Annotated in this window: 29 protein-coding genes; 20 read left to right on the forward strand and 9 right to left on the reverse strand. The window is 75.0% G+C overall.

Features of this window, described 5'->3' with window-relative positions; genetic code table 11:
• Positions 1-2: 2 nt before the first annotated feature.
• The 8 genes from ACI79C_RS13615 (at position 3) to gcvP (ending at position 7,927) form a co-directional block, all read left to right on the forward strand.
• Positions 3-335, forward strand: a complete 333-nt coding sequence (locus tag ACI79C_RS13615) for a small basic family protein (protein ID WP_456946197.1) — start codon at positions 3-5, stop codon at positions 333-335.
• Complete coding sequence (locus ACI79C_RS13620; protein WP_456946198.1) at positions 332-1,372, forward strand: DUF881 domain-containing protein; 1,041 nt, start codon at positions 332-334, stop codon at positions 1,370-1,372. The genes ACI79C_RS13615 and ACI79C_RS13620 overlap by 4 nt, the downstream gene beginning before the upstream one ends.
• Before the next feature lie 44 nt (positions 1,373-1,416).
• On the forward strand, positions 1,417-1,821 hold the full coding sequence (gene gcvH / locus ACI79C_RS13625) for a glycine cleavage system protein GcvH (RefSeq protein ID WP_456946199.1): 405 nt from the start codon (positions 1,417-1,419) through the stop codon (positions 1,819-1,821).
• Positions 1,822-2,141: 320 nt separating this feature from the next.
• A complete protein-coding gene (gene odhI, locus ACI79C_RS13630) occupies positions 2,142-2,657 on the forward strand; it encodes an oxoglutarate dehydrogenase inhibitor Odhl (RefSeq protein ID WP_456946200.1) in 516 nt (171 codons plus the stop codon).
• A 67-nt stretch (positions 2,658-2,724) separates the two neighbouring features.
• Positions 2,725-3,441 (forward strand): transcriptional regulator FtsR, encoded by a 717-nt coding sequence (ftsR, locus tag ACI79C_RS13635; RefSeq protein ID WP_456946201.1) that lies wholly within the window; start codon positions 2,725-2,727, stop codon positions 3,439-3,441.
• Between the two features lie 118 nt (positions 3,442-3,559).
• Positions 3,560-4,048 carry a bifunctional nuclease family protein gene (locus tag ACI79C_RS13640; protein WP_456946202.1) on the forward strand — a complete coding sequence of 163 codons (489 nt, stop codon included), beginning with the start codon at positions 3,560-3,562 and terminating at the stop codon, positions 4,046-4,048.
• A 247-nt stretch (positions 4,049-4,295) separates the two neighbouring features.
• Positions 4,296-4,868 (forward strand): MerR family transcriptional regulator, encoded by a 573-nt coding sequence (locus tag ACI79C_RS13645; RefSeq protein WP_456946203.1) that lies wholly within the window; start codon positions 4,296-4,298, stop codon positions 4,866-4,868.
• 62 nt (positions 4,869-4,930) lie between these two features.
• A complete protein-coding gene (gene gcvP / locus ACI79C_RS13650; RefSeq protein WP_456946204.1) occupies positions 4,931-7,927 on the forward strand; it encodes an aminomethyl-transferring glycine dehydrogenase in 2,997 nt (998 codons plus the stop codon).
• A gap of 143 nt (positions 7,928-8,070) precedes the next feature.
• Here the strand turns inward: gcvP and ACI79C_RS13655 are convergent, their stop codons facing one another.
• Both ACI79C_RS13655 and coaA read right to left on the reverse strand, forming a co-directional pair.
• Positions 8,071-8,274: a DUF5999 family protein gene (locus ACI79C_RS13655; protein ID WP_456946205.1), complete on the reverse strand. Its 204-nt coding sequence runs from the start codon at positions 8,272-8,274 to the stop codon at positions 8,071-8,073.
• Positions 8,275-8,461: 187 nt separating this feature from the next.
• Positions 8,462-9,424: a type I pantothenate kinase gene (coaA, locus tag ACI79C_RS13660; protein ID WP_456946206.1), complete on the reverse strand. Its 963-nt coding sequence runs from the start codon at positions 9,422-9,424 to the stop codon at positions 8,462-8,464.
• Positions 9,425-9,525: 101 nt separating this feature from the next.
• Here coaA and ACI79C_RS13665 point away from each other — a divergent pair, with 101 nt between their 5' ends.
• Positions 9,526-10,335 carry a GNAT family N-acetyltransferase gene (locus tag ACI79C_RS13665; protein WP_456946207.1) on the forward strand — a complete coding sequence of 270 codons (810 nt, stop codon included), beginning with the start codon at positions 9,526-9,528 and terminating at the stop codon, positions 10,333-10,335.
• 6 nt (positions 10,336-10,341) lie between these two features.
• On the opposite strand, the gene ACI79C_RS13670 is transcribed toward ACI79C_RS13665, so the two are convergent.
• A complete protein-coding gene (locus tag ACI79C_RS13670; RefSeq protein ID WP_456946208.1) occupies positions 10,342-11,241 on the reverse strand; it encodes an LppW family protein in 900 nt (299 codons plus the stop codon).
• 76 nt (positions 11,242-11,317) lie between these two features.
• On the reverse strand, positions 11,318-11,863 hold the full coding sequence (locus ACI79C_RS13675; protein WP_456946209.1) for a YbhB/YbcL family Raf kinase inhibitor-like protein: 546 nt from the start codon (positions 11,861-11,863) through the stop codon (positions 11,318-11,320).
• Positions 11,864-12,081: 218 nt separating this feature from the next.
• Here ACI79C_RS13675 and ACI79C_RS13680 point away from each other — a divergent pair, with 218 nt between their 5' ends.
• Both ACI79C_RS13680 and ACI79C_RS13685 read left to right on the forward strand, forming a co-directional pair.
• Entirely contained in the window at positions 12,082-12,813 is a 732-nt protein-coding gene (locus ACI79C_RS13680) for an HAD family hydrolase (RefSeq protein WP_456946210.1), read from the forward strand.
• Positions 12,810-15,173 (forward strand): glycoside hydrolase family 65 protein, encoded by a 2,364-nt coding sequence (locus ACI79C_RS13685; RefSeq protein ID WP_456946211.1) that lies wholly within the window; start codon positions 12,810-12,812, stop codon positions 15,171-15,173. The genes ACI79C_RS13680 and ACI79C_RS13685 overlap by 4 nt, the downstream gene beginning before the upstream one ends.
• Positions 15,174-15,179: 6 nt before the next feature.
• On the opposite strand, the gene ACI79C_RS13690 is transcribed toward ACI79C_RS13685, so the two are convergent.
• On the reverse strand, positions 15,180-15,899 hold the full coding sequence (locus ACI79C_RS13690) for a M50 family metallopeptidase (protein ID WP_456946212.1): 720 nt from the start codon (positions 15,897-15,899) through the stop codon (positions 15,180-15,182).
• Between the two features lie 388 nt (positions 15,900-16,287).
• Here ACI79C_RS13690 and ACI79C_RS13695 point away from each other — a divergent pair, with 388 nt between their 5' ends.
• Positions 16,288-16,932 (forward strand): LysE family translocator, encoded by a 645-nt coding sequence (locus tag ACI79C_RS13695; protein ID WP_456946213.1) that lies wholly within the window; start codon positions 16,288-16,290, stop codon positions 16,930-16,932.
• A gap of 11 nt (positions 16,933-16,943) precedes the next feature.
• Here the strand turns inward: ACI79C_RS13695 and ACI79C_RS13700 are convergent, their stop codons facing one another.
• From ACI79C_RS13700 to ACI79C_RS13710, 3 genes are read right to left on the reverse strand one after another with little or no spacing between them, the layout of a single operon-like run.
• A complete protein-coding gene (locus ACI79C_RS13700; RefSeq protein ID WP_456946214.1) occupies positions 16,944-17,543 on the reverse strand; it encodes a TIGR03086 family metal-binding protein in 600 nt (199 codons plus the stop codon).
• Complete coding sequence (locus ACI79C_RS13705) at positions 17,540-18,382, reverse strand: helix-turn-helix domain-containing protein (protein WP_456946215.1); 843 nt, start codon at positions 18,380-18,382, stop codon at positions 17,540-17,542. Before ACI79C_RS13705 ends, ACI79C_RS13700 begins: the two co-directional genes overlap by 4 nt.
• Before the next feature lie 20 nt (positions 18,383-18,402).
• Positions 18,403-18,765, reverse strand: a complete 363-nt coding sequence (locus ACI79C_RS13710; RefSeq protein WP_456946216.1) for a VOC family protein — start codon at positions 18,763-18,765, stop codon at positions 18,403-18,405.
• Positions 18,766-18,863: 98 nt separating this feature from the next.
• On the opposite strand from ACI79C_RS13710, the gene ACI79C_RS13715 reads away from it, so the two are divergent.
• The 3 genes from ACI79C_RS13715 (at position 18,864) to ACI79C_RS13725 (ending at position 20,308) form a co-directional block, all read left to right on the forward strand.
• A complete protein-coding gene (locus ACI79C_RS13715) occupies positions 18,864-19,118 on the forward strand; it encodes a type II toxin-antitoxin system Phd/YefM family antitoxin (protein ID WP_456946217.1) in 255 nt (84 codons plus the stop codon).
• Entirely contained in the window at positions 19,115-19,489 is a 375-nt protein-coding gene (locus ACI79C_RS13720; protein WP_456946218.1) for a type II toxin-antitoxin system VapC family toxin, read from the forward strand. Before ACI79C_RS13715 ends, ACI79C_RS13720 begins: the two co-directional genes overlap by 4 nt.
• 579 nt (positions 19,490-20,068) lie before the next feature.
• Positions 20,069-20,308 (forward strand): hypothetical protein, encoded by a 240-nt coding sequence (locus ACI79C_RS13725; protein ID WP_456946219.1) that lies wholly within the window; start codon positions 20,069-20,071, stop codon positions 20,306-20,308.
• A 133-nt stretch (positions 20,309-20,441) separates the two neighbouring features.
• Here ACI79C_RS13725 and ACI79C_RS13730 read toward each other — a convergent pair whose 3' ends face one another.
• Entirely contained in the window at positions 20,442-20,861 is a 420-nt protein-coding gene (locus tag ACI79C_RS13730; RefSeq protein ID WP_456946220.1) for a hypothetical protein, read from the reverse strand.
• A gap of 80 nt (positions 20,862-20,941) precedes the next feature.
• On the opposite strand from ACI79C_RS13730, the gene ACI79C_RS13735 reads away from it, so the two are divergent.
• From ACI79C_RS13735 to ACI79C_RS13755, 5 genes are all read left to right on the forward strand, one after another.
• On the forward strand, positions 20,942-22,156 hold the full coding sequence (locus tag ACI79C_RS13735; RefSeq protein ID WP_456946221.1) for a MalY/PatB family protein: 1,215 nt from the start codon (positions 20,942-20,944) through the stop codon (positions 22,154-22,156).
• A gap of 34 nt (positions 22,157-22,190) precedes the next feature.
• On the forward strand, positions 22,191-22,967 hold the full coding sequence (locus ACI79C_RS13740; RefSeq protein WP_456946222.1) for a glycerophosphodiester phosphodiesterase: 777 nt from the start codon (positions 22,191-22,193) through the stop codon (positions 22,965-22,967).
• Complete coding sequence (locus tag ACI79C_RS13745; protein WP_456946223.1) at positions 22,964-23,857, forward strand: lysophospholipid acyltransferase family protein; 894 nt, start codon at positions 22,964-22,966, stop codon at positions 23,855-23,857. Before ACI79C_RS13740 ends, ACI79C_RS13745 begins: the two co-directional genes overlap by 4 nt.
• A 66-nt stretch (positions 23,858-23,923) precedes the next feature.
• Positions 23,924-25,270, forward strand: coding sequence for an MFS transporter (locus ACI79C_RS13750; RefSeq protein ID WP_456946224.1), 1,347 nt, complete (start codon positions 23,924-23,926; stop codon positions 25,268-25,270).
• Positions 25,267-26,019 (forward strand): thymidine kinase, encoded by a 753-nt coding sequence (locus ACI79C_RS13755; RefSeq protein WP_456946225.1) that lies wholly within the window; start codon positions 25,267-25,269, stop codon positions 26,017-26,019. Before ACI79C_RS13750 ends, ACI79C_RS13755 begins: the two co-directional genes overlap by 4 nt.
• Positions 26,020-26,027: the final 8 nt, after the last annotated feature.

A 26,027-nucleotide genomic window follows, 5' to 3' on the forward strand; every position in this document is an offset into this window, starting at 1 on the left:
CCGTGATCCCCATCCTCGGCCTCGCGGTCGGTGTCGTCCTCGGGCTGGTGTTCGACCCGACGGTCCCGCTCTGGCTGCAGCCCTACCTGCCGATCGCCGTGGTCGCCGCCCTCGACGCGGTCTTCGGCGGTGTGCGCGCCCGCTTCGACGGCATCTTCGACGCGAAGGTGTTCGTCATCTCCTTCGTCTCGAACGTGGTCGTGGCGGCGCTGATCGTCTTCCTCGGCGACCAGCTGGGCGTGGGCGCGCAGCTGTCCACCGCGGTCGTCGTGGTCCTCGGCATCCGCATCTTCGGCAACGCCGCCGCCATCCGGCGGCACGTGTTCCGGGCATGAGCGGCGACGACCGTCCGGCTCCCGAGCCGGACGCCCCGGTCCCGGACGACGCCCGGCCGCCGTCGCCGGAGGACGCTGTCGAGGGCGCTGCCGGCGGCTCGTCCGACGGCTCTCCCGGCGACGCGGAGCCGCCCGCCGACGCCGCCCCGCCGGAACCGGCCGACGCGCCCACGCCCGGTGCGACGGCCGCCGGTGCGGGCGAGCCCCCGGCCTCGGCGGACGGCGCGCCGGACGACCCGCCGGGGGAGCCCGAGCCCGCCGGTGCGGGCGCGCCGGGGGAGCCCGAGCCGGCCGGTGCGGGCGCGCCGGGGGAGCCGCAGTCGCCCGCTCCCGCTGCCGCGAGCAGGCGCCGGCGGGATCCCCTGGCGGCGCTGCTCATCGGCGTCCTGACCCTGCTGCTGGGGTTCGCCTTCGCCGTCCAGGTGCGCAACACCGGCACCGACGAGGACCTCACCGGTGCGCGTGAGGAGGACCTGGTGCGCATCCTCGACGAGCTCAACGCCAGCGAGGACCGGCTGCGCGCCCAGATCGCCGACCAGCGGGCCGCGCTGCGGGACCTGAACAACTCCGACAGCCAGTCCGAGGCCGCCCTGGAGGAGGCCCGGCAGCGGGCCGAGGCCCTCGGCATCCTCAACGGCACGGTCGCCGCACAGGGGCCCGGCCTGGTCATGGACATCCGCGACCCCGAGGGCCAGGTGCGGGTGGCCGACCTGCTCGACGCGGTCCAGGAGCTGCGCGGGGCCGGTGCGGAGACCATGGAGATCGACGGCGTCCGGGTCGGTGTGTCCACCGCGGTCACCGGCGAGCCGGGGGCGCTGCGCGTGGACGGACAGCCGGTCACCAGCCCCTACGAGGTCGTCGTCATCGGTTCCCCGCAGGACCTGGAGACCGCGATGAGCATCCCCGGCGGCGTGGTGGACCGGGTCGGCCGACAGGGCGGCTCGGTGGAGATCGCCCAGTCCGACCGGGTCGTCGTGGACGCGTTGCGGCCCCTCGACACGCCTCAATACGCTTCGCCGGACGCCGACGACGACTGACCCGGCCGGCCCACCACCCCACCCACGACTGGAGACGACGCCGCATGACCACCCCCGACGACCGCCGCTACACCGAGCAGCACGAGTGGGCCCTGCTCCAGGACGGGGAGGGCGCGGCGACCGTCGTCCGGGTGGGCATCACCGACCACGCCCAGGACGCGCTGGGCGACATCGTGTTCGTGCAGCTGCCGCAGGTGGGGGACGAGGTGGCGCCGGGCAACCCGATCGGCGAGGTGGAGTCGACCAAGTCGGTGTCGGACGTCTACTCGCCGGTCGCGGGGGTGGTCGCGGCGGTCAACGAGGTGCTGGCCGACGCGCCGGAGACCATCAACGCCGACCCCTACGGCGCCGGCTGGCTGGTGGAGATCGCCCTCCCGGAGGGGGCCGGCGACCCCACCGAGGCCCTGCTGGACGCCGCCGCCTACCAGGCGCTCGTCGACGCCTCCTGACCCCGCCCGGCGGGTCCGGCCCGGCCTCCGGCGCCGCGGCCGGCACCCGTCGGCGAGCCGGTCCCCTGACCCGCCTGCCCCCCGACGGCGATCACTATGCTTCCCGGGGGCGAGGGGCCGCGCCGCCTGCTGAGGGCGACGCCAGCCTCACCCTGGACCCTCGGTTGACCCTCGGGTCGGCCGCTGGTTCCATGACCCACGGCCCGCCGTGACCCACACGGCGGCCGACCCGCGACGGGCCGTCCGGCCCGTCGTCTGCCGGCCGCCCGACGACCCCCAGGTCCGCGGCGGTGCCACCCCCTGCACCGGAGGAGACAGACGTGCACTGCACTCGTTGTGGCCACAACAACCCCGAGGGCAGTCGCTTCTGCGCGCAGTGCGGCGCGGCGCTGTCCCAGGAGCGGATCGGCGAGTCCACCAGCGTCATCCCCAAGGTCGGTGGCGAGGACTCCGCGGAGACGCCGGAGGTCACCGAGGCCGACGCCCACGCCGGCGCCATCGAGTCGCTCCCGGCCGGGTCGGCGCTGCTGGTCGTCAAGCGCGGGCCGAACGCGGGCAGCCGCTTCCTGCTCGACCAGGACGTGACCACCGCCGGCCGGCACCCCGACAGCGACATCTTCCTCGACGACGTCACCGTCAGCCGCCGGCACGTGGAGTTCCACCGCGAGGGCGGCGGGTTCTCCGTGCACGACGTGGGCAGCCTCAACGGCACCTACGTCAACCGCGAGCCGGTCGACGTCGCGACCCTCGCCGGCGGCGACGAGGTGCAGATCGGCAAGTTCCGGCTGGTGTACCTCACCGGTCCGCGGACGGGCGAGCCCGCACCTCGCTCGTGACGGCGCCGGCGGGCTCGCTCCCGGACGGGGACCCGGTCCCCGCGGCAGCGACGGCAGGGTGACCGCGGTGACCTCGCGCGCGAGTGCGTTCGGGGACGCCGACGACCAGCACACCCCTCGCCTCACCATCGGGGAGGTGCTGACCGTCCTCCGCGACGACTTCCCCGACGTGACGATCAGCAAGATCCGGTACCTGGAGTCCGAGGACCTCGTCCACCCGCAGCGCACGCCGTCGGGTTACCGGAAGTTCTCCTCGGCCGACGTGGCCCGGCTGCGGTACGTCCTGGCCGCGCAGCGCGACCACTACCTGCCGCTGCGGGTCATCAAGGAGCACCTCGACGCCCTCGACCGCGGCGAGCCGCTGCCCGGGTCCGGGGCGCCGGCCGCCGAGGCGCCGACGGCGGGGGCCGGAGCCGGCAGCCTGCCGCCGGAGCAGTTCGCGCAGGCAGCCGGACTGGAGCCGGGACAGCTCGCGGCCTGCGTGCAGTTCGGTCTGCTCGCCCCGGACGCCGAGGGGCGCCACGCCGCGGCGGACCTGCCGATCGCCCGCGCGGCGGCGGGCCTGGCCCGGCACGGCATCGAGCCTCGCCACCTGCGCGTGTACCAGAACGGCGCCGAGCGCGAGGCCGGGCTGGTCGAGCAGCTGGTCGCGCCGGTGCTGCGCGCCCGGTCGGAGGAGGCCCGGACCCGGGCCACCGAGAAGCTGCGCGAGCTGGCCAGCCTGTCGGCGCAGTTGCACGGGGCCCTGCTGGAGGCGCGCCTGCGGGACCTCCTGCGTCCCTGACTCGGGCGTACCGTGGTCCGGGTCGGTCCCCGAGCCCCCGGGCCGGTGCGCCGATCCGTCCACCAGCCGCCAGAACCGATCCACCGCCCGTCCGGGCCGCAGCTGAGGGAGCCCTCCCGTGCAGGAACTGAGAGTCGTCGGGGTCCGGGTCGAGCTGCCCGGGAACCAGCCGATCCTGCTGCTCAAGGAGACGCAGGGGGAGCGGTACCTGCCCATCTGGATCGGCGCGGTGGAGGCCGCCGCGATCGCGTTCGAGCAGCAGGGGGTGCGGCCGGCCCGGCCGATGACCCACGACCTGCTCAAGGACGTCGTCCGCGCGCTCGGCGCGACGCTCGAGGCGGTCAACATCACCGAGATGCGCGACGGCATCTACATCGCCGAACTGGTGTTCGGCGACGAGCGGGTGGTCAGCGCCCGCCCCTCGGACGCGGTCGCCCTCGCCGTCCGGACCGGCGCGCCGATCTTCGGCGCCGAGGACCTGCTCGACGAGGTCGGGATCGAGATCCCCGACGAGCAGGAGGACGAGGTGGAGAAGTTCCGGGAGTTCCTGGACCAGATCTCCCCGGAGGACTTCGGCGCCGGATCCGGCTCCGGCGGAACTCCCTGAGGCTGCCTGTTCACCCTGCGTCTGGACTCAAGTCGAGGTCCAGACCTGCCGATACCCCTCTGATGGGTGAGTGCAGCGACACGCCGCTCGCCTCAGTTGACCGACCCCTGGCCCCGGCTTACGGTCGGCGAACAACACCGGTGTGACACGTGGGACTCGACACGGCTCGGACGTGCAGTGACGTGACAGTGTGGACCACCGGGGTCCCCGCGGTGAGGTGCTGCGGGACGCAGAGGAGGACGCTGACGTGAGCGACCAGAGCAAGGGCTCCCAGGGTCAGCTCTTCAGCGACGCCGCCGTCGGGGCACCGTCCTACGACGAGGTCGACACCGACCTCGTCGGGTACCGCGGCCCGACGGCGTGTGCCGCTGCCGGCATCACCTACCGCCAGCTGGACTACTGGGCCCGTACCGGACTGGTCGCGCCGTCGGTGCGCAGTGCCACCGGGTCCGGGACACAGCGGCTGTACTCCTTCCGCGACATCCTCGTGCTGAAGGTCGTCAAGCGGCTGCTGGACACCGGGGTGTCCCTGCAGAACATCCGCAAGGCCGTCGACCACCTGCGCAACCGCGGCATCAAGGACCTCGCCAACGTCACCCTCTTCTCCGACGGTGCGACGGTGTACGAGTGCACCTCCGCCGAGGAGGTCGTCGACCTGCTCGCCGGCGGCCAGGGTGTCTTCGGCATCGCCGTCTCCGGTGCGCTGCGCGAGCTCTCCGGTGACATCGCCGAGCTGCCCGCCGAGCGCCTCGACGGCGGCCCGGTGCACCCCGCCGACGACGAGCTCTCGCTGCGCCGTCGCCGCCGCGCCGCCGGCTGAGGGGCCGGCACCGCCCCGGGCGGTCCGGCTGACGCGGACCGCGCGCTGGTAGCGTCGTGGTAATGGCGGACCGTGCCCGTGAGCCCCTTCCCGCACTGAGCTCCCTGGACCCCGCCGGGTCCTTCGCCGGCCGGCACATCGGCCCGCGGGGGGACCAGACCGAGGCGATGCTCGCCGCCGTCGGCCACCCCTCGCTCCGGTCGCTGGTCGACGCCGCCGTGCCCGAGGGGGTGCGTGACCGGACGCCGATGGACCTGCCGCCGGCCGCCGACGAGGCCACCGTGCTGCGGCTGCTGCGCGAACGCGCCGCGGCCAACGACGTCTACACCTCGATGATCGGGCTCGGGTACTCCGGGACGGTCACGCCGGCGGTCATCTCGCGCACCATCCTGGAGAACCCCGCCTGGTACACCGCCTACACGCCCTACCAGCCCGAGATCAGCCAGGGCCGGCTCGAGGCGCTGATCAACTTCCAGACGATGGTCGCCGACCTCACCGGGCTGCCGGTGGCCGGGGCGTCCATGCTCGACGAGGCCACCGCGGCCGCCGAGGCGATGACCCTCGTCCGGCGGGCCGGGCGGGCGAAGCCGGACGCGGTGTTCGTCGTCGACGCCGACACGCTGCCGCAGACCCTCGCGGTCCTGCAGACCCGCGCCGAGCCGCTGGGCATCCGACTGCACGTCACCGACCTGTCCGCCGGGTGGCCGGCCGACCTGCCCGAGGCCGGCGCGTTCGGCGTGCTGCTCTCCCACCCGGGGGCCAGCGGCGCCGTCCGGGACCACCGGGCGCTGGCCGCCGCCGCCCACGAGGGCGGCGCGGCGGTGGTCGTGGCCGCCGACCTGCTCGCCCTCACGCTGCTGGAGGCGCCAGGGGAGTGGGGCGCCGACGTCGCCTGCGGCAGCAGCCAGCGGTTCGGCGTCCCCATGGGCTACGGCGGCCCGCACGCCGGGTACCTGTCCGTGCGCGAGGGGCTGGCCCGCCAGCTGCCCGGCCGGCTGGTCGGGGTGTCGGTGGACGCCGACGGCGACGTCGCCTACCGGCTGGCGCTGCAGACCCGCGAGCAGCACATCCGGCGGGAGAAGGCCACCAGCAACATCTGCACCGCCCAGGTGCTGCTGGCCGTCATGGCCGGCGCCTACGCCGTCTACCACGGGGCCGAGGGGCTCACCGCCATCGCCGCCCGCGTGCACCGCAGCGCGCAGGCGCTCGCGGCCTGGCTGCGTGCCGGCGGGGTGGACGTCGTGCACGAGGAGTTCTTCGACACCGTGCAGGCCCGGGTGCCCGGCCGCGCCGCCGAGGTGGTCGCCGCCGCGGCCGACCGGCGGATCAACCTGCGGCTGGTGGACGCCGACACCGTCGGGGTGGCCTGCGACGAGACGACGACGCCGGAGGTCCTGCGCGCGGTCGCCGAGGCCTTCGGCGTCCCGGCGGAGGACGCGGCGCTGGAGGACGGCGGCGCGGACGCGCTGCCCGCGGAGCTGCGCCGCCGCACGCCGTTCCTCACCCACCCGGTGTTCTCCGCGCACCGGTCGGAGACCGCGCTCATGCGGTACCTGCGGTCGCTGTCGGACAAGGACCTCGCGCTGGACCGCACGATGATCCCGCTGGGCTCGTGCACGATGAAGCTGAACTCCGCGGTCGAGATGGCGGCGATCAGCTGGCCGGAGTTCGCCCAGCTGCACCCCTTCGCCCCGGCCGGGCAGGCGCGCGGCTTCCGGCAGCTGATCGACGAGCTGTGCACCGCGCTGGCCGAGATCACCGGCTACGCCGCGGTCAGCGTGCAGCCCAACGCGGGCTCGCAGGGGGAGTTCGCCGGGCTGATGGCCATCCGCGGGTACCACCGCTCCCGCGGGGAGGAGCACCGCGACGTCTGCCTCATCCCGTCGTCGGCGCACGGCACGAACGCCGCCAGCGCGGTCATGGCCGGCATGCGGGTGGTCGTGGTGGCCTGCGACGAGGCCGGCAACGTCGACGTCGCCGACCTGCGGGGCAAGATCGGCCAGCACGCCGACCGGCTGGCCGCGATCATGATCACGTACCCGTCGACGCACGGGGTGTTCGAGACCGAGATCCAGGAGATCTGCGCCGCGGTGCACGACGCCGGCGGCCAGGTCTACGTCGACGGGGCCAACCTCAACGCGATGGTCGGGCTGGCCCGGCCGGGCCGGTTCGGCTCCGACGTCAGCCACCTCAACCTGCACAAGACCTTCTGCATCCCGCACGGCGGCGGCGGGCCGGGGGTGGGGCCGATCGGCGTCCGCGACCACCTGGTGCCGTTCCTGCCCGGGCACCCGCTCGTGGACACCGGCTCGGACGGCCCGACGGTGTCGGCCGCGCCGTGGGGGTCGGCCGGCATCCTGCCGATCTCCTGGGCCTACCTGCGGCTCATGGGCCCCGACGGGCTGACCCGCGCCACGGAGCACGCCATCCTGGGGGCCAACTACCTGGCCGCCCGGCTGCGCGAGCACTACCCGGTGCTCTACACCGGGGCCGGCGGGCTGGTGGCCCACGAGTGCATCCTCGACATCCGGCCGCTCACCAAGGCCACCGGGATCACCAACGACGACATCGCCAAGCGGCTGGTGGACTTCGGGTTCCACGCCCCGACGATGAGCTTCCCCGTGGCCGGGACGCTGATGGTGGAGCCGACCGAGAGCGAGGACCAGGACGAGCTCGACCGGTTCGTCGAGGCGATGGTCACCATCCGCCGGGAGATCGAGAGGGTCGCCTCGGGCGAGTACGACCGGACCGACAACCCGCTGCGCAACGCGCCGCACACGCTGCGCATGGTGGCGGGGGAGTGGGCCCGGCCCTACCCCCGCGAGGTCGCCGTCTTCCCGGTCCCGGCGCTGCGCGACCGCGGGTACCTGAGCCCGGTCCGCCGGATCGACCAGGCCTACGGCGACCGCAACCTGGTGTGCTCCTGCCCACCGCCGGAGGCGTTCGCCGAACCCGAGCCGGCACCGGGCCCGGCCGCGCGGGTGCCCGACCGCGGCGAGGGCGCCCCGGACGACCTGGGCACGGCGGCCGACGCCGTGCCGGCGGGTGCCCAGGCCTGAGCGCCGTCCGACCGCGTGTGGCGCCCGGTCACCGAGGCCGGGCGCCACGCGCGACCGTCGTCCTCCAGTTCTACCGTTATCCCCAACACAGCCGCCGCGTCAGCGGCGCGCCCAGGACCCGCGACGAGGGGGGAGCCGGCGGCTCAGGAGACGGCGAGCCGCGGTGCCCGCCAGGCGCGGTGCGCGACGACCGTGCGGCCGTCGGGCAGCAGTTCACCGTCGTCGTCGAAGAGGACGACGCCGTTGCACAGCAGGCTCCAGCCCTGCTCGGGGTGGCTGCTGACGACGGTGGCGAGGTCGCGCAGGTCGCTGGTGGAGTCCGGGCAGGTCGGTACGTGGGAGCACATGGGATCTCTCCGCTCGGCCCGGCGGGCATCGCCGGGATCACTCAGGGTGTGTGTCCGGTCACTGGACGACGCCGAGTGTGCGCGCGCCACGGACCCCTGTCAGGTGAGACACCTCACGAGGTCACCCGTCCGGATGGGCAACTCTCGCCCGGCCGGGCACGGGCGCCGGGGTGGGGGAGGAGCCGGCTCAGATCTTGCGCAGCAGCACCCGCCGCACCGCGTGGTCGGCCGACTTCTGCAGCACCAGCCGGGCCCGCGAGCGCGTCGGGACGATGTTGCTGCGCAGGTTGGGTCCGTTCACCGCCGCCCAGATCCCCAGCGCGGTCTCCCGGGCCTGCTCGTCGGTGAGGTCGGCGAACCGGTGGAAGTAGGCCGAGCTGTCCTGGAACGCCGTCCGGCGCAGGGCCAGGAACCGGTCCACGTACCAGCGCTGGATGTCGGCCTCGGCGGCGTCGACGTAGACCGAGAAGTCGAAGTAGTCGGAGAGGAAGACCTCGGGCGCGCTGCCGTCGGCCCGCCGTCCGGCCTGCAGGACGTTGAGCCCCTCCAGGACGAGGATGTCGGGCCGGTCGACGACCTGGCGCGCTCCCGGGACGACGTCGTAGGACTGGTGGTCGTAGAGCGGGGCGCTGACCTCGCCGCGCCCGGACTTCACGTCGGCCAGGAAGCGCAGCAGCGCCCGCCGGTCGTAGCTCTCGGGGAAGCCCTTGCGGCCCAGCAGCCCGCGGGCCTCGAGCGCGGCGTTGGGCAGCAGGAACCCGTCGGTGGTGACCAGGTCCACCCGCGGCGCCCCGGGCCCGGCGGCGAGCAGCGTCTGGAGCAGGCGGGAGGTGGTGCTCTTGCCGACGGCGACGCTCCCGGCCACCGCGATGACGTAGGGGACCTTGGCCGTGGCGTCGCCGAGGAACTCGCTGCGCGCCGCCCACAGCCGCCGGCTGGCCTCCACGTGCAGCCGCAGCAACCCGGCCAGCGGCAGGTAGACCGTGGCCACCTCGTCGAGGTCGATGCGGTCGCCGAGTGAGGCCAGCGCGCGCAGCTGCTCCTCGTCCAGCGGCAGCCGGGTGCCCGCCGCGAGGGCTCGCCACGAGTCGCGGTCGAACACCGCGTAGGGCGAGACCTGGTGTCGTGTCCCTGCCGTCACGGTGCCCATCGTGCCGTCCGGCTCCGTGCGCTCACCCGCCCGGGTGGCCCGCGGGGGCCGGCGCACCGCCGTCGCGGCACCGCCCGGCTGCCCCCGTCTAGGGTGCGCGTGTGCCCACCTCACCGGGGCTGCTCGAGTGCATCGAGCGGTACTTCGCCGCCGCGCCGCTCCCGGATGCCCGGATCGAGGCCGCCGGGGCCTTCGACGTGCCGGTGGGCGACCCGGACTGGCCCCACCCGGCCCGGCCGCGGGCGGGGGAGCCGGTCACGGCCGAGGACGTCGGTGCCGCGGTCGCGCTGCAGCAGCGGTCCGGGCTGCCGGTGGCGCTCGAGTGGGTCTGCGAGTGCACGCCGTCGGCCGCGGCGGCCGTGCGGGCGGCCGGCCTCGTCGTGGAGGAGTCCCCGCTGCTGGTCGCCGCCGACCCGGTCGAGCTGCTGCTCCCGCACGGCGTGCGGCTCTACCTCGTGGGCGCCGACGACCCCGAGCTGCCGCGTTACCAGCGGCTCGCGTCGATCGCCTTCGCCCACCCCGGGCCGCGCGCCGACGTGGGGGAGGAGCCGGCGGTGGCGGCGCCGCAGTCGCCCCGGACGGCGGTGCTGCGGGAGCGGATCGCCAGCGGGCGCACGGTGATGTTGGTGGCCGTCGAGGACGGCGACCCGGTCGCCGTCGGCGCCCACCACCCGGTCGACATCGGGGGCTCCGAGGTCAGCGAGATCACCGGGGTGGCGACGCTGCCCCGGTTCCGCGGCCGCGGCCTGGGCGCGGCGGTGGCATCCGCCCTGGCCGCGCACGCCCGGGAGACGGCCGACCTGGTCTTCCTCGTCGCCGGGGACGACGACGTGGCCCGCGTGTACGAGCGGGTGGGGTTCGCCCGGCTGGCCACCGTCGGGGTGGCCGGGCCGGCCGCGGCCGGGGACTGACCGGGCTCAGGACCCCGGCGGGAGTGCGGCGAGGGCCGCGGCGGCCGCCGTCAGCGCCGCCCGGCCGGCGTTCCAGCCGACCGAGCGCGGCACCTCGCTGAGCAGCACGACGACCTGCCCGTCGCGGACGGCGACCGAGTGCAGGTGCCGCTGGCCGCCGACGCAGCACATCCAGCCCTGCTTGACCGCCGGCGTCCCGGGCAGGGTCCCGAAGGTCCCGAACCGCTGGTCGAAACCGTCCGCGGCGACCGGGGTCGCCTCCCGCATCCAGCCGGTGAGGGTCGCGGCGTCGTCCGGGTGCGGGACGACGGGCAGCAGGGCGAGGAACCGGGCGAGGTCGCGCGCGGTCGTGGTCGCCTCGCCCCACTCGCCGAGGACGCGGGGTGGCGCGGTGCGGGTCAGTCCGTAGCGGGCCGCGACGTCCCGCACGAGCCCGGGGCCGTCGAAGCGCGTCCACACCGCGGACGCGGCGGGGTCCGAGGACCGGGCGATCATCCGCTGGAGCGTGCCGAGGTCGTCGGGCGTGAGGGCCACCTGTCCCGCGCGGGCCCGGGCCAGGACGCCCTCGGCGAGGAACAGCTTGACCAGCGACGCGGTGGGGAAGACCCGGTCGCCCTGCCCGTTGTCCGCGCTGGCGGCGGCCAGCCGGGTGGTGCGCGCCTCGATCGCCCGGGCGGTCAGGCCGGTCAGCGGGGTCTGCTGCGGGGCGACGACGACGGCCAGCGTGCCGGTGTCGCCGAAGGCGGCCGCGGCGGCCGCGACCGCGTCCGCCGACGACACCGCCGTCGCCGCCGCGGGCGGAGCGGGCCAGGCGGCCACGAGCAGGACGCCCACCAGCGCGACGACCAGCGCGGACGCGCCACGGGCACGCCGGGAGCCGGATCGGTGTGACGCGACCGCCGGCATGCCGTCATCGTGCGCCCGCTACGTGAGAGAAGCTTCAGTTCTCAATGAAGTGCTGCGTGTTCCTCACCCGGTGGAGTCAGTCTTGTACGTAGGTGGCCACCAGGGTCGCCCGTCCGAGTGTGTGGCCGAACAGGTTGAAGCCGAGGACGGCGGGCGTGGTGTCGGGCGTGACGTCCAGGGTCTCGGTGTCCACGGCGTGCACGGTGATGAAGTAGCGGTGCGGGCCGTGCCCGGCCGGGGGAGCGGCGCCCACGTAGCCGGGGAACCCGGCGTCGTTGCGCAGCTGCACCGCTCCCTCGGGCAATCCGGAGCCGTCCCGGGCGCCGGCGCCGCTGGGCAGCTCGGTGACCGTGGCCGGGATGTTCGCCACCGCCCAGTGCCAGAAGCCGCTCTGGGTGGGCGCGTCGGGGTCGTAGACGGTGACCGCGAAGCTCCGCGTCCCCTCCGGGAAGCCCGACCAGGACAGCTGCGGCGAGCGGTCCTCACCTCCGGCCCCCATGACCCCGCTGACGTGCGGCATGGGCAGCGGCTGCCCGTCGCTGCAGTCGCTGCTGGTCACCTCGAAGCCGGGCACCTGCGGCAGGAAGTCGAAGGGGTCGGGCGGCGTCGGGCGGTCGGCCATGGGGTCCTCTCCTCGGTCCTCCGCGGGGCGGGTGCCCCGCGTCCGCCGCCGACCTTAGGAGGACCCCGCCCTCCCCGCCCCTCGCCCGTCACCGGCCCCCTGCCTCCGGCCACGCGCGGGCGCGCGGTGGACCCGGCGGGGGCCGGGGCGGGGCCGTCCGCCGGTGAGCAGGGGTTTCCCGTCCGACGCGCGACCCCGGGCGCCGGTAGCGTCGGGCCGTGCTCGGACTCCCGGACTCCATCCGCGCCTGCCTGTTCGACCTCGACGGCGTCCTGACCCGGACCGCGACGGTCCACATGGCGGCCTGGAAGCGCACGTTCGACGAGTTCCTGCGCCGGCGGGACCCGTCGGCACCGGAGTTCACCCAGGACGACTACAACCGCTACGTCGACGGCAAGCCCCGCCTCGACGGGGTCCGCGACTTCCTGGCCAGCCGTGGCATCACGCTGCCGGAGGGCACGTCGGACGACCCGCCCGACGCCGAGACGGTGCACGGTGTCGGCCTGCGCAAGAACGACCTGGTGCTGGCCGAACTGGCCGAGCACGGCGTCGAGGTCTACCCCGGGTCGGTGCGCTACCTGCGGGCGGTCAAGGACGCGGGGCTGCTCACCGCCGTGGTGACCGCATCCCGCAACGGCGGGGACGTGGTGTCGGCCGGCGGGTTCGCCGACCTGGTCGACACCCGGGTCGACGGCGTCGTCGCCGCCGACCAGCAGCTGCGCGGCAAGCCCGCGCCGGACACCTTCCTCGCCGCCGCCCGGGAGCTCGGGGTCGACCCGGCCGCCGCCGCGGTGTTCGAGGACGCCCTGGCGGGTGTGGCGGCCGGCCGTGCGGGGCAGTTCGGCCACGTCGTCGGTGTCGACCGGGTGGGCCAGGCCGAGGCGCTCCGGGCGAACGGCGCGGACGTCGTCGTCACCGACCTGGCGCAGCTGCTGGAGGGCGGGTCATGACCGAGGGACGGCCGAGCTTCCCCGTCGAGCCGTGGGCGCTCACCGAGATCGGCCTCGACCACGCGTCGCTGGCCGTGCACGAGTCGGTGTTCGCCCTGGCCAACGGGCACATCGGCATGCGCGGCTCGTTCGAGGAGGGGGAGCCGGTCGTCGTGCCGGGCACCTACCTCAACGGCTTCTTCGAGGAGCGGCCGCTGCCCTACGCCGAGGCCGGCTACGGCTTCCCCGAGCAGGGGCAGACCGTGGTCAACGTGACCGACGGCAAGCTGATCCGGCTGCTGGTCGGCGACACCCCGCTCGACCTGGACTACGGCGAGATCATCGACCACCGCCGCACCCTCGACCTGCGCCGCGGGCTGCTGCGCCGCACCACCGAGTGGCGCTCCCCGAACGGGCGCACGGTCCGCGTCACGAGCACCCGACTGGTCTCGCTGCGTCGCCGGTCCATCGCCGCCATCGAGTACCGCGTCGAGTGCACCGACGGCCGCGGCGACCTCTACGTCGCGCTGCAGTCGGACCTGCTGGCCAACGAGCCGATCGACAGCGGCAGCGAGGCCGACGACCCGCGGGCGGCCGCCGCACTGGCCCATCCGCTGGTCAGCGAGATGGCGGTGGCCCGCGGCCAGCGGGCCGTGCTCGTGCACCGCACCCGTCGCAGCAAGCTGCGCCTGGCCGCCGGGATGGACCACGTCGTCGAGGTGCCCGACAGCTCCACCGAGGACATCGAGGCGGGGGAGGACCTCGCCCGGTTCACCCTGGCCGCGCGGTTGCCGCAGGGGTCGGCGGTCACGATGGTCAAGTACCTGGCCTACGGGTGGTCCTCCCGCCGGTCGGCGGCGGCCCTGCGCGACCAGGTCGAGGGTGCGCTGGCGACGGCCAAGCTCGCCGGGTTCGAGCGGCTGGTGCGCGAGCAGCGTGAGGTGCTCGACGCGCACTGGGCGCACGCCGACGTGGAGGTCGAGGGGGACGACGAGCTGCAGCAGGCGGTGCGGGTCGGCGTCTTCCACGTGCTGCAGGCCGGGCTGCGCGCCGAGCGGCAGCCGATCCCGGCCAAGGGGCTGACCGGCCCGGGCTACGACGGGCACACCTTCTGGGACACCGAGACCTACGTGCTGCCGGTGCTCACCTACATCGCGCCCGAGGCGGCCCGCGACGCGCTGCGCTGGCGGCACTCCACCCTGGACCTCGCGCGTGAGCGGGCCCGGGTTCTCGGCCTGCACGGGGCGGCCTTCCCCTGGCGGACCATCCGTGGCGAGGAGACCTCGGGCTACTGGCCGGCGGGGACGGCGGCCTTCCACATCAACGCCGACATCGCCGATGCCGTCGTCCGCTACCACAACGCCACGGAGGACGAGGAGTTCGACCGGGACCACGGCGCCGAGCTGCTCATCGAGACCGCGCGGCTGTGGGCGTCCCTGGGGCACTTCGACGACGAGCACGGGTTCCGCATCGACGGCGTCACCGGTCCCGACGAGTACACCGCCGTGGTCGACAACAACGTCTTCACCAACCTGATGGCCCAGCGCAACCTGCGGGAGGCGGCGGCGGCGGTCAAGCGCCAGCCCGACGTCGCCGGGCGGCTGGACGTGACCGACGCCGAGCTCGACACCTGGCTGCGGGCGGCCTCCCTGATGGCCGTGCCCTACGACACCCGGCACGGCGTGCACATGCAGTCCGACGCCTTCACCCACCACGAGGAGTGGGACTTCGAGAGCACGCCCCCGGACTGCTACCCGCTGCTGCTGCACTACCCGTACTTCGACATCTACCGCAAGCAGGTGGTCAAGCAGGCCGACCTGGTCATGGCCCTGCACCTGCGCGGCGACGCGTTCACCCACGAGGAGAAGGTCGCCGACTTCGCGTACTACGAGGCGCGCACGGTGCGCGACTCCTCCCTGTCGGCTGCGCCGCAGGCCGTCGTCGCGGCCGAGACCGGGCACCTCGAGCTCGCCCACGACTACTGGGGCGAGGCGGCCCTCACCGACCTGCAGAACCTGCACGGCAACTCCGGGCACGGCCTGCACATCGCCGCGCTGGCCGGCGGCTGGACCGTCGCGGTGGCCGGCTTCGGCGGCATGCGCGACCACGACGGGCACCTGACCTTCGCGCCGCGGCTGCCCGAGGGGATCTCCCGGCTGCGCTTCCGGCTCAACTACCAGGGCCGCTGCCTGACGGTGACGGTCACCCCGACCGAGGCCGGCTACCGGGTGTCGGAGGGGGAGCCGCTCGACGTCCACCACCACGGCCGGCGGCTGACCGTGGCCGAGGACGAGGTGGTCGCCGAGATCCCGCCGGCACCGCCGGTCGAGCCGGTGCGCCAGCCGGCGGGTGCGGCGCCCCGGCGGCGCGGGCGGGAGTGAGCCGGCTCAGCCGGCCCAGCGCTCGCCGAGCAGCCACCAGCCGCCCAGCAGCAGGGCGCCGACGTCGACCAGCAGGAACACCCCCACCCACAGCAGGGCCGGGAGGCGGGTGAGCCGGGCCAGCTGGTCGGCGTCGGAGTCGGGTGCACCGCGGCGGCGCCGCGCGCGCTGCAGCTCCAGCACCGTCCGCGGGGCGGCGAGCAGCAGGAACCAGGTCCCGGCGGCGGCGAACGCGGCCTGTCCGCCCGGCGGCAGCCACGCGGTCACGGCGAGCAGCACGCCGCCGGTGACCAGCACCGCCCACAGCCCGAACCAGTTGCGGATCTGCACCAGCAGCAGCGCCAGCAGGGCCAGGAGCGCCCACAGCAGCCCGACCGCGTGCCCGGACGCCAGCAGCGCGGCCGCGCCCAGGCCGAACAGCGCCGGCCCCGTGTAGCCGGCCGCGCAGGTCAGCACCATCCCGAGGCCGGTGGGCCGGCCGGCCGAGACGGTCAGGCCGGAGGTGTCCGAGTGCAGCCGGATCCCCGACAGGCGGCGGCCGGCGGCGAGGGCGACCAGGCCGTGCGCGCCCTCGTGGGCGATCGTCACGACGGTGCGGGCGGGGCGCCACAGGGCGGGGGAGAGGACGACGACGGCGGCCGCGGCCAGGGTGGCCAGCAGTACCGCCGTGGGCAGGTCGGGGACCGGGGTGGTGATCCGGGTCCAGAAGCGCTCGACGACGTCCACGGCGGCGAGTCAACCGCAGCCACCTGTGAGCGGACCCCCGCGGGCCATTGAACCGTTATCCCCAACTAAGGCCCGGTCAACGGCCGACGACCACCACGAACAGCAGCGAGAACCCCTCTCCGGGCGCGACGCCGGAACAGGCTGCCGGCGAGGGCGGCGAACACGACGACCCGCGCCGTCTCCCGGCGCTCGGCCGGGTGGTCGCCGCCGGCGTCTTCGGACCGTCGGCGCCGGACGGGGGAGAGGTCGCCGCGGAGGGCTACCACGACGTCGGCCCCGAGCTCGCCTTCGCGCTGGGCTGCCACCTCGACGGGGTGCCACAGCTCATGGCCCGCTCGGCGGCGGAAAGCCGTCGACCGGCCGAGGCCGGGGCTGTCACCATCCGGCCGTGGACGTGGTCTCCTCGCTGCCGGCCTTCGTGCTGGCGGTGCTGCTCATCTCGGCCTCACCCGGGCCGGCGATGGCGCTGGTCTTCCGGCGGGCCGCCCTGCGCGGGCTCGTCGGCGCGGTGCCCACCGTCCTCGGCCTCGAGGCGGGCCTGTACCTGTGGGCCCTGTTCGCCGGCGCCGGGTTCGCCGCGCTGGTCGCCGCGTCCGAGGTCGCCTACCTGGTGCTCCGGGTGGTCGGCGCCGCCGTCCTGCTGGTGCTCGGTGTCCGCGCCTGGCGGGCGGCGTGGCGGGAGCGCGGCCGGCCGGACGTGCCCGGCCCCGCGGTCGCCCCGGTCGGCCGCCGGCGCTGGTGGACGGCGGTCGGCGAGGGCCTGCTCGTGCAACTGGCCAACCCCAAGGCGGCCGTGTTCATGATCGCCTTCTATCCGCAGTTCGTCCCCGCCGACGGCCCGGTGTTCGCGACGACGGCGCTGCTGGGCCTGCTGCAGATCACTCTGGAGACGGGGCTCTACCTGGGCCTGGCAGCCGGCGTCGCGCGGGCCGGGACGTGGTTCCGCCGCCCGCGGATCCGCCGGTGGCTCGAGGCGGTCAGCGGCACGGTCCTGGTCGCCCTCGGCGTCCGGGTCGCGGTCTCCAGCCGCTGACGCGGCGCGGGTCAGGGGCGCCAGCCGGGGTCGCGGCCGGACAGCCGCAGCGCCCGCTCGAACGTCGGCGTCGCCTCGTCGACGGCCAGCGCGTCGGCGAAGCCGCCGTACTGGCGGAACAGCTCCCCGTGCTCCACCACCAGGTCGAGGACGAGGCGGGCGGTCTCCTCGCCCACCCGGACCTGCTGGCCGGTCGCCCGGGCGACGTCCCAGCCGTGGACGACGAGCTCCTTGACCAGCATCCCGGCGACCGTCTCCGCGGGGACGGGCGTGCCACCGATGTCGACGGTGCCCTGCCACGCGGCCGGTTCCCGCCAGGCGGCCAGCGCCCGGTCCAGCTGGGCGGCGTAGCGCTGCGGCCAGCCGGCGTCCGCGGTGAAGTCGCGGGTGGTCAGCTCCTCGGGGATCGGCTCCCGCCGGGCGCGGCACTCCAGGCCGTGGGCGCTGTAGAGCACCCAGTGGCCCAGCAGGGCGCGCAGGTCCCACTCGGCGTCCGGGGTGGGGGAGTCCAGGGGGGCACCGGCGGCACCGGCGGCGATCCGGCGGGCCTCGCCGGCCGCCTCCTCGAGCCGGTCGTACAGGGCGGGCAGCGTGGTGGGCGTCGAGGTCATGTCCGGACGCTAGGCAGCCGGCCGCCGTCCGTCTTGGAGGAACGCGACACCGCTGCGCCGGCGGCCTCGCGCGCGTAGCGGGCCGGGGGAGTGCCGACGGCGGCGGTGAAGTCGCGCACCAGGTGGGCCTGGTCGCTGTAGCCCAGCTCGGCCGCGACGGCGGCCCAGTCCACGTCCCCGACGAGGGCCCGCTCGGCGACCTCGCGCAGCCGGGCGGCCCGGATGAGCTGCTTGACCGGCAGGCCGACGGCGTCGGCGAAGGCCCGCTGGAGCCGGCGGACGCCGTAGCCGGTGCGCTCGGCGAGGTGGTCGACGCGGGTGATGGACCGGTCGGCCTCGATGAGCGCGACGGCGGCGTCCAGCGCGGCGCGGTCGGCGACGGGGGAGCGCGCCAGGGTCGCCAGCCACGGCTCGAGGACCCCGCGGACCGCCGCGAGGTCCGCGGCGGCGCGGACCCGCTCGGCCAGGTCCGCCGGCAGGGGGAGCAGGTCCTCGGCGGGCACGACACGGTCGCGCAGCTCGCTGACCGGCCGGTCGACCAGGCACCGGAAGGACGCCGGCCGGAACCGCACCGCGGAGACGGTGGCGGCGCCGGTGAGCGGTCGCCGGTAGGTGCCCGAGACCGGCCCGGTCACCCAGGCGCCGTCGGGCTCGAAGGACAGGTTGACCGCGGGGTAGGACAGCACGAGGGACTCGTGGCTCGTCCCGGGCGGCAGCTCCCATGACACCCGCCAGTACAGCGCGACCAGGTCGGCCAGGGCCTCCGACGGCGCCAGCCGCTCCAGCCGAAAGACGTCGGGGATCGCCGACGGACGCACGATGCCCCGGGTGCTGCTCACCCCGGGACCCTACGAGCGGCTCAGCGCGTCTGGGTCAGGTTGACGACGTTGCCGTCGGGGTCCTTGACGTGTGCGACCCGCTGACCCCAGGGCATGTCGTTGGCCGGGCCGGGCGCCTGCCCGCCCAGTTCCGTCACGCGCGGCAACAGCGCGTCGACGTCGTCCACCTCGATGCTCAGCAGCATCCGGCCGGGGTCGCCGGGGACGACGGAACCGTCGGAGGACAGGCCCAGTTCCGAGCTGCCGACCTGCAGGCCGACGTAGAAGACCGGACCGTCGTCGGGGTAGCGCATCGTCTCGGTGGCGCCCAGGACGCCGGTGTAGAAGGCGTGCAGCCGGTCGACGTCCGGGGTGACGATGATCGGTCGGATGGTGCTCGGCACGGGACCTCCTGTGCTGGGGTGTCGTCGGAGGGGAGACCGTCGCACACCGGTCGACTCATCGGTGGCCCGATTGACTTAGTCCGGCTTAGCCAAGGATCATGGTCGTCATGGAGCGCACGGTCAACGTCCACGAGGCGAAGACCCACCTCTCCCGCCTCCTGGAGGCGGTCGAGCGGGGGGAGGACGTCGTCATCGCCCGGGCCGGGAAGCCCGTCGCGCGGCTGGTGGCCGTTGTGCCGGCGCGGCGGCGGCGGGAGCCCGGCGCGTGGCGGGGACGGGTGGTGATCGCCGACGACTTCGACGAGACGCCGCAGAGCGTGATCGCTGCCTTCCACGGCGACACGGCCCCGTGACGTTGCTGCTCGACACGCACGTGCTGCTGTGGTGGCTGGCTGACGACCACCGGCTGACCCCGGCCATGCGGGAGGCGATCTCCGACCCGGCGACGTCGGTGGCGGTGTCGGCAGCGTCGGCGTGGGAGATGTCGATCAAGGCAGCGCTCGGCAAGCTCTCCGTCCCGGAGGACCTGGCTGACGAGGTCGAGCGTCACGGGTTCGACGTGCTGCCGATCACCGTGGAGGACGGCCTGGCCGCCGGCGCGCTGCCGAGACACCACGACGACCCGTTCGACCGCATGCTCATCGCGCAGGCGGTGCGGCGCAGATTCGTGCTCGTCACCGCCGACCGGAGGTTCAGCGACTACGACGTCCTGGTCCTGAGCTGACCGCCCGGGTAGCCGGTGGCCGCGGCCTGAGTTGACATAATGTGCATTATCGGCACCGCGGGGCCGTGCAGTCGGCCGAGGCGCGACGGCCCGGATCGACGCGGTCCTGGGCCGGCCGGCGGGATGCCGTCCGCCACGGCGCGTTCCCGCGATGTCGTCGTCGCGGATCCGCTGCGTCCGAGGTCCGCGCCCAGGACCCGCCGTCGTTCGCGCGATGTCGTCCGCGCCCAGGACCCGCTGTCGTTCGGGCCGTGTGCCGAGGATCCCGCGGCGAACGGCGCGAGCTGGCGGTGTCCGGCTCAGCCGGCCGGGCCGGACACCGCCGGCCGCCGCCCGTCGTCCCGCCGGGTCGTGGCTCCCGGCTCCCCGTCGCTGACCCGCTCCACGACGAACCCCGATCGGAACACCCGGCCCGCCACCTGCCCCCGCCCCGCTGGCGCCTCGACTGTCCGGCCGGGCGGTGTCGGCACCCCTTCCCCGGTCCGCCGACACACCCGCATTCCGTCACGGTGACGAAAGATGGGGCGGCTCCGACCCCTCGACGGGCGGACATCCCGCGGGCTGCCTAGGGTCGGGGGCATGCAACTCCGACGCCCGATCGCCGCACTGATGACCGCCCTGGCGCTGTTCGGAGGCGGCGCGACGATGACCGCCTGCTCGGCGTCCGGGCAGGACCAGCGGGACGGCACGACCGACGACGAGAGCGTCAACACCGACACCAACGAGGAGAACGACCCCTCGCAGGACAACCTGCCGAACAACTCCGACCAGGACGACGGCGTCGAGCAGGGCGAGGGTGAGGAAGAGGAGGACGGCTGAGCCGTCCCGGCTGCCGCTCCTCCCGGATGGTCCCGAGCCGGTCTCCCCTGTCCGGGTGGGCGGCGGGTCACCCTGATTTCGTCATGGTGACGGAATCAGGGTGACTGCGGCGGTACCGAGGAGCGCGCACCGGTCAGCTCGCGCGTTCGGAGATCCAGAGTTTGTCGAGCCGCCCGGTGGAGCGCACCAGGTCGGCGAGCGTCCGCTCCAGCTCGGCCTTGGTGTGTCGCTCGCTGAGCAGGGTCTGCACGTCCTCGAGTGCGCAGCGGAGCTGGTAGAGCCGGTCCTGCAGCCCGTCGAGCTCGGAGCGGGTCACCAGCACGACGTCGCCGGAGAGGCCGGCCTTCGCCGTCGCCGACCGCTGCTCGTAGGCCCGCTGCCGGCACGCCTGACCGCAGTACTGACGAGGCCGGCCCACCGACCCCTGTTGCGGCAGCACCCGGCGGCACCACCCGCAGCGTCGCTCGGTGCCGCTCTCCCGGCGGGGGCCGGGCAGCGCGGGATCGGTCGATGCCTCCTCGTCGGTCACCTGCGTCCTGTCCTGCTTGGCCACGCTGGGCACGGTAGACGTGACCACCGACAGGACCGAGGGACACGCCCGACACGCGCAGCGCGGCGGGACGGGAGGACGACGTGGACGAGCCGACAACGGAGTTCGACGCACTCACCGAGGAGGCGCTGCGCGCGGCCGGCAGCCTCAAGTGGACCCGGTACGGACCGGCGATCGGCGCGTTCGTCGCCGAGATGGACTTCGGCACCGCCCCGGAGGTCCAGCGGGTGCTGCACGAGGCGGTCGACCGGGCCGCGTTCGGCTACCTGACCACCGAGGCCGCCGCGGCGATGGCCCGCGCGTGCGCCGACTGGTACGGGTCCCGGTACGGCTGGGCGGTGCCCGCGGAGTGGGTCTCACCGCTGGCCGACGTCCTCGCCGGGCTGCAGGTGGCGATCGAGCAGTTCACCCCGCCGGGCAGCCCCGTCGTGCTGCCGACACCGGCGTACATGCCCTTCCTCACCCTGCCGGGCATGCTCGGCCGGCAGCTGATCGAGGTCCCGATGGTCGAGCGGGACGGCCGGATGACCTACGACCTCGACGGCATCTCCCGCGCGTTCGCCGCCGGCGGCGCGCTGCTGGTGCACACCAACCCGCACAACCCCCTGGGCCGGGTGTTCACCGAGGAGGAGCAGCTGGCCCTGGCCGACGTCGTCGAGCGGGCCGGGGTGCGGGTGTTCGCCGACGAGATCCACGCGCCCCTGGTGTACCCGGGAGCCCGACACCGTCCCTACGCCGCGCTCTCCCCCGCGACCGCGCGGCACACCGTCACCGCGACGTCGGCGTCCAAGGCGTGGAACCTGCCCGGCCTCAAGGCCGCCCAGCTGCTGCTGTCCAACGAGGCCGACGCCGCCACGTGGTCGGGCACCGGGTACCGGTACACGCACGCCGCCTCCTCCCTCGGCGTGCTCGCCAACACGACCGCCTACACCGAGGGTGGACCGTGGCTGGCCCGGGTCCTGGACTACCTCGACGGCAACCGCCGGCTGCTCGGGGAGCTGCTGGCCGAGCACCTGCCGGGTGTCCGCTGGACGCCGCCGGAGGGCACCTACCTGGCCTGGCTCGACTGCCGCGGCCTGGACCTGCCCACCTCGGCCGGGGCGTTCTTCCTCGACCGGGCGGGCGTGGCCCTGGTCGACGGCCCGGAGTGCGGCGCTCCGGGAGCCGGGCACGTCCGGCTCAACCTCGCCACGCCGCGGCCGGTGCTGGTGAGGATCGTCGCGCAGCTGGCCGGCGCCGCCGCGGCCGGCACGGACGGTGCCGGAGGGACGCCAGGGGCTCGGATGACGAGGCCCTGACCGGCGTCGCGGGGACCGGCGTTAGCGTGTCGGCGTGGTCCCGGTCCGGTACGCCTTCCTCGACGGGCCGACCCCGATCGCCATGGCGCACCGCGGGGGTGCCATCGAGCACCTCGAGAACACCATGCCGGCGTTCGAGGCCTGCGTGGCGCTGGGGTACCGGTACCTGGAGACCGACGTCCAGGTCAGCGCCGACGGGGTGCCCATCGTCTTCCACGACCCCACGCTGGACCGGGTCACCGACCGCACGGGCCGGGTCGACCAGCTGCCGTGGTCGGAGATCGCCACGGCCCGCATCGGCGGGCGGGAGCCGATCCTGCGGCTGGAGGACCTGCTGGGTGCCTGGCCCGACGTCCGTTTCAACCTCGACATCAAGGCCGCCGGCGTCCTCGCCCCGCTGGTGCGGACGGTGCGCCGGCTGGGGGTCGCCGACCGCATCTGCCTGGGCTCGTTCTCCGACGCGCGCATCGCCGCCGCGCGCCGGCTGTTCGGGCCCACGGTCTGCACCTCGCTGGGCCCGCGCGGTGTCGCGGCGCTGCGCCTGTCCTCCTACTCCCCCCGCGCGGCCGGCCTGGTCCGCATCCAGGCCGGGTGCGCGCAGGTGCCGCTGCAGCTGGGCGGCCGGGCGCTGGTCGACGAGCGGTTCCTCGCCGCGGCGCACGCCCGCGGCCTGCAGGTCCACGTCTGGACGGTGAACACCGAGGAGGAGACGACCGGGATGCTCGACCTCGGCGTGGACGGGGTCATGACCGACCGGCCGGCGATGCTGCGCGAGCTGCTGGAGAAGCGCGGCCAGTGGGTGCCGCGGTGAGTCTCGGGGAGCGCATCCGGGAGTGGCGGCCGCGGACGCCGCCGCTGCCCGCCGACGTCGCGGACCTGGTCGGCCCCGACGACCCGGAGTGGTTCGCCCGCGAGCTGGCCATCGCCGCGACCCCGCCCTGGTGGTTCTGGCGGTTCGCGCTGCGGTGGCTCTCGTGGCTGCCGAGCGTCTTCGGCCGGCTGCAGGTGACCGGCTCGATCCCCGAGGAGTGGCGGCGGGGACCGCTGCTGCTGGCGGTCAACCACATCGGGGACTTCGACACCTTCGTGGTGGCCGTCGCGCTGCACAGGGCCGGCGTCACCCCGCGGTTCATGGCCACCGGCGGCATCATGCGCGCGCCGGTCGCGGGCCCGTTGCTGGAGCGGTCCGGCGGCATCCGGGTGGAGCGCGGCACCGACGTCGCCGCCCACGCGCTGACGGTGACCCGCGTGGCGCTGTCCCACGGCGGCCACGTCGTCGCCTATCCCGAGGGCCGCGTCGGCCTGACGCCGGACGGCTGGCCCGAGCGCGGCCGGACGGGGCTCGGCCGGATGGCGCTGGCCGCCGGCGTCCCGGTCATCCCGGTCAGCCAGTGGGGCGCCCACGAGGTGCTGCAGTACGCCAACGACTGGGGCAAGCTGCGGACCCTGCTGCGGGCGTTCTGGCGGCAGCCGGCGCTGAAGGTGCACATCGGGCCCGCCGTCTTCTTCGAGGACCTGCAGCCGGGCCGGGTGGGCGACGCCAACCGGGCCCGCGTCCGCATCGCCGCGGCGATCACCCGGGGCCTGGCGCCGCTGCGTGCCGGGGAGCCGGCCGACCGCCCTGCCTACGTGGACCCGACCCGGCCGACGACGGCGACCGCAGCGTTCCCCGGCGGCGTCGTCCCCGACGACATCCCGTGAGCGGCTCGTGACGCAGTTCGCCCTGCGGTGCTGGACCGGCCCCGTCCCGGCTGACACCCTGCGCCCGTGACGACGGCCGCCACCCCGACCGCCCCCTCCGCCGACCGGGCCCTGCGCCGCGAGCGGTTCGGCTGGTACTCCTACGACTGGGCGATGTCGGTGTTCAACACCAGCGTCACCACGGTCTTCCTGGGGCCCTACCTGACCTCGGTCGCCGAGGAGGCCGCCGGGCCCGACGGGCGGCTGGCCGTCCTGGGCCTGTCCATCCCGCCCGGCAGCTGGTTCTCCTACGTGCTGTCGCTCTCGGTGGTGCTGCAGGTGCTGGTCCTGCCGCTCACCGGCGCGGTGGCCGACCGCACCGGCCGCAAGCGCCACCTGCTGGGCGGGTTCGCCGTGCTGGGGGCGCTGGCGACCACGGGGCTGTTCTTCGTCGCCGACGGCCGCTACCTGCTCGGCGCGGTGCTGTTCGTGGTGGCCAACATCAGCTTCGGCGCGGCCACGGTCGTCTACTACTCCTGGCTGCCGGACCTGGCCGGCCCCGACGAGCGGGACGCCGTCTCCAGCCGCGGCTGGGCGTTCGGGTACGTCGGCGGGGCGCTGCTGCTCGCGGTGCACCTGGGCCTGGTCCTGGGCGCCGAGGGACTGGGGCTGACCACGGGCGAGGCGGTGCGGATCTGCCTGGCCACCGCAGGCCTGTGGTGGGGGGCGTTCACCGTGTTCACCCTCTCCCGGCTGCGGGACCGGCCGGTGCGCGCGTCCCAGGGCCGCCCGGCCAGCGGCTTCCGGCAGCTGGCGGCCACCCTGCGGGAGATGCGGGCGTTCCCGCTGACGCTGTGGTTCCTCGGCGCCTACCTGCTGTTCAACGACGGCGTCCAGACCGTCATCTCGCTGTCGGCCACCTACGCCACCGAGGAGCTGGGCCTGGAGCAGTCGGTGCTCACCGGCGCCATCCTCATGGTCCAGGTGGTGGCGATCGCCGGGGCGCTGGGCCTGGGCCGGCTGGCCGCCCGGTACGGCGCCAAGCGGGTCGTGCTGGGCAGCCTGGTGGCCTGGATCGCCGTCCTGGTGGCCGCCTACTTCCTGCAGGCCGGCGCGGTCGGCCAGTTCTACGCGCTGGCCGCCGTCATCGGGCTGGTGCAGGGCGGCACCCAGGCGCTGTCCCGGTCGCTGTTCAGCCAGCTCATCCCGGCCGGCAAGGAGGCCGAGTACTACGGCTTCTACGAGATCAGCGACCGCGGCACCAGCTGGCTCGGGCCGCTGGCGTTCGGGCTCACCTACCAGCTGACCGGCTCCTACCGGCTGGCGATCGTGAGCCTCGTCGTCTTCTTCGTGGCAGGCTTCGTGGCGCTGGCCGCGCTGCCGATCCGCCGCGCCGTCGTCGCGGCGGGCAACGCCCCCCCGGAGCGCCTGTGACGTCCCCGTCCCCCGCCGGTGCCGCCGCCCCGCTGTCCGCCGTCCCCGCGGCCGGTGACCGCCGGCGGCACCCGGCGCCGGCGCACCTGCGGTTCTTCCACGGGCCGATGGACTGCGGGAAGTCGACCCTCGCGCTGCAGGTGGACCACAACCAGAGCCGCCAGGGACGACGCGGCCTGCTGCTCACCCAGGGCGACCGGTCCGACCGGCCGCAGATCAGCTCCCGGGTCGGGCTGTGCCGGGAGGCGATCGAGGTCGACGCCGGCACCGACCTGCGGCTGCTGGTCCGCGACTCCTGGGCGGCCGGCGACCGGGTGGACTACCTGATCGTCGACGAGGCCCAGTTCCTCACCGGCCGGCAGGTCGACCAGCTCGCCGAGCTCGTCGACGAGTCGCACGTGGACGTCTACGCCTTCGGCCTGACCACCGACTTCCGCACCCGGCTGTTCCCGGGCACCCAGCGGCTGCTGGAGGTCGCCGACGACGTCCAGCGGGTGCAGGTGGAGGTGCTGTGCTGGTGCGGGCTGCCCGGCCTGCTCAACGCCCGCGTGGTGGACGGCGCCATGGTGCGGCAGGGCGCGACGGTGGTCGTCGCCGACACCGCGCCCACCCCCGCACCGGACGAGACCGGGCCCGACGAGACCGGGCCGGAACCCGAGGTGCACTACCAGGTGCTGTGCCGGCGGCACCACGTCCTGGGCCAGCTGGGGCCGACGGCGGCCGGCCCCGGGCAGCTCGCCCTGCGCTGACCTCACCC

Source organism: Geodermatophilus sp. SYSU D00697 (assembly GCF_054050175.1).

Bases quoted from the DNA above. Each gene is read 5' to 3' on its own strand.
- ACI79C_RS13715 (WP_456946217.1), top strand. From the start codon at position 18,864: ATGGTCGTCATGGAGCGCACGGTCAACGTCCACGAGGCGAAGACCCAC.
- coaA (WP_456946206.1), bottom strand. From the start codon at position 9,424: ATGGGCACCGTGACGGCAGGGACACGACACCAGGTCTCGCCCTACGCG.
- ACI79C_RS13675 (WP_456946209.1), bottom strand. From the start codon at position 11,863: ATGGCCGACCGCCCGACGCCGCCCGACCCCTTCGACTTCCTGCCGCAG.
- ACI79C_RS13655 (WP_456946205.1), bottom strand. From the start codon at position 8,274: ATGTGCTCCCACGTACCGACCTGCCCGGACTCCACCAGCGACCTGCGC.
- ACI79C_RS13700 (WP_456946214.1), bottom strand. From the start codon at position 17,543: ATGACCTCGACGCCCACCACGCTGCCCGCCCTGTACGACCGGCTCGAG.
- ACI79C_RS13725 (WP_456946219.1), top strand. From the start codon at position 20,069: ATGCAACTCCGACGCCCGATCGCCGCACTGATGACCGCCCTGGCGCTG.
- gcvP (WP_456946204.1), top strand. From the start codon at position 4,931: ATGGCGGACCGTGCCCGTGAGCCCCTTCCCGCACTGAGCTCCCTGGAC.
- ACI79C_RS13620 (WP_456946198.1), top strand. From the start codon at position 332: ATGAGCGGCGACGACCGTCCGGCTCCCGAGCCGGACGCCCCGGTCCCG.
- ACI79C_RS13685 (WP_456946211.1), top strand. From the start codon at position 12,810: ATGACCGAGGGACGGCCGAGCTTCCCCGTCGAGCCGTGGGCGCTCACC.
- gcvH (WP_456946199.1), top strand. From the start codon at position 1,417: ATGACCACCCCCGACGACCGCCGCTACACCGAGCAGCACGAGTGGGCC.
- ACI79C_RS13670 (WP_456946208.1), bottom strand. From the start codon at position 11,241: ATGCCGGCGGTCGCGTCACACCGATCCGGCTCCCGGCGTGCCCGTGGC.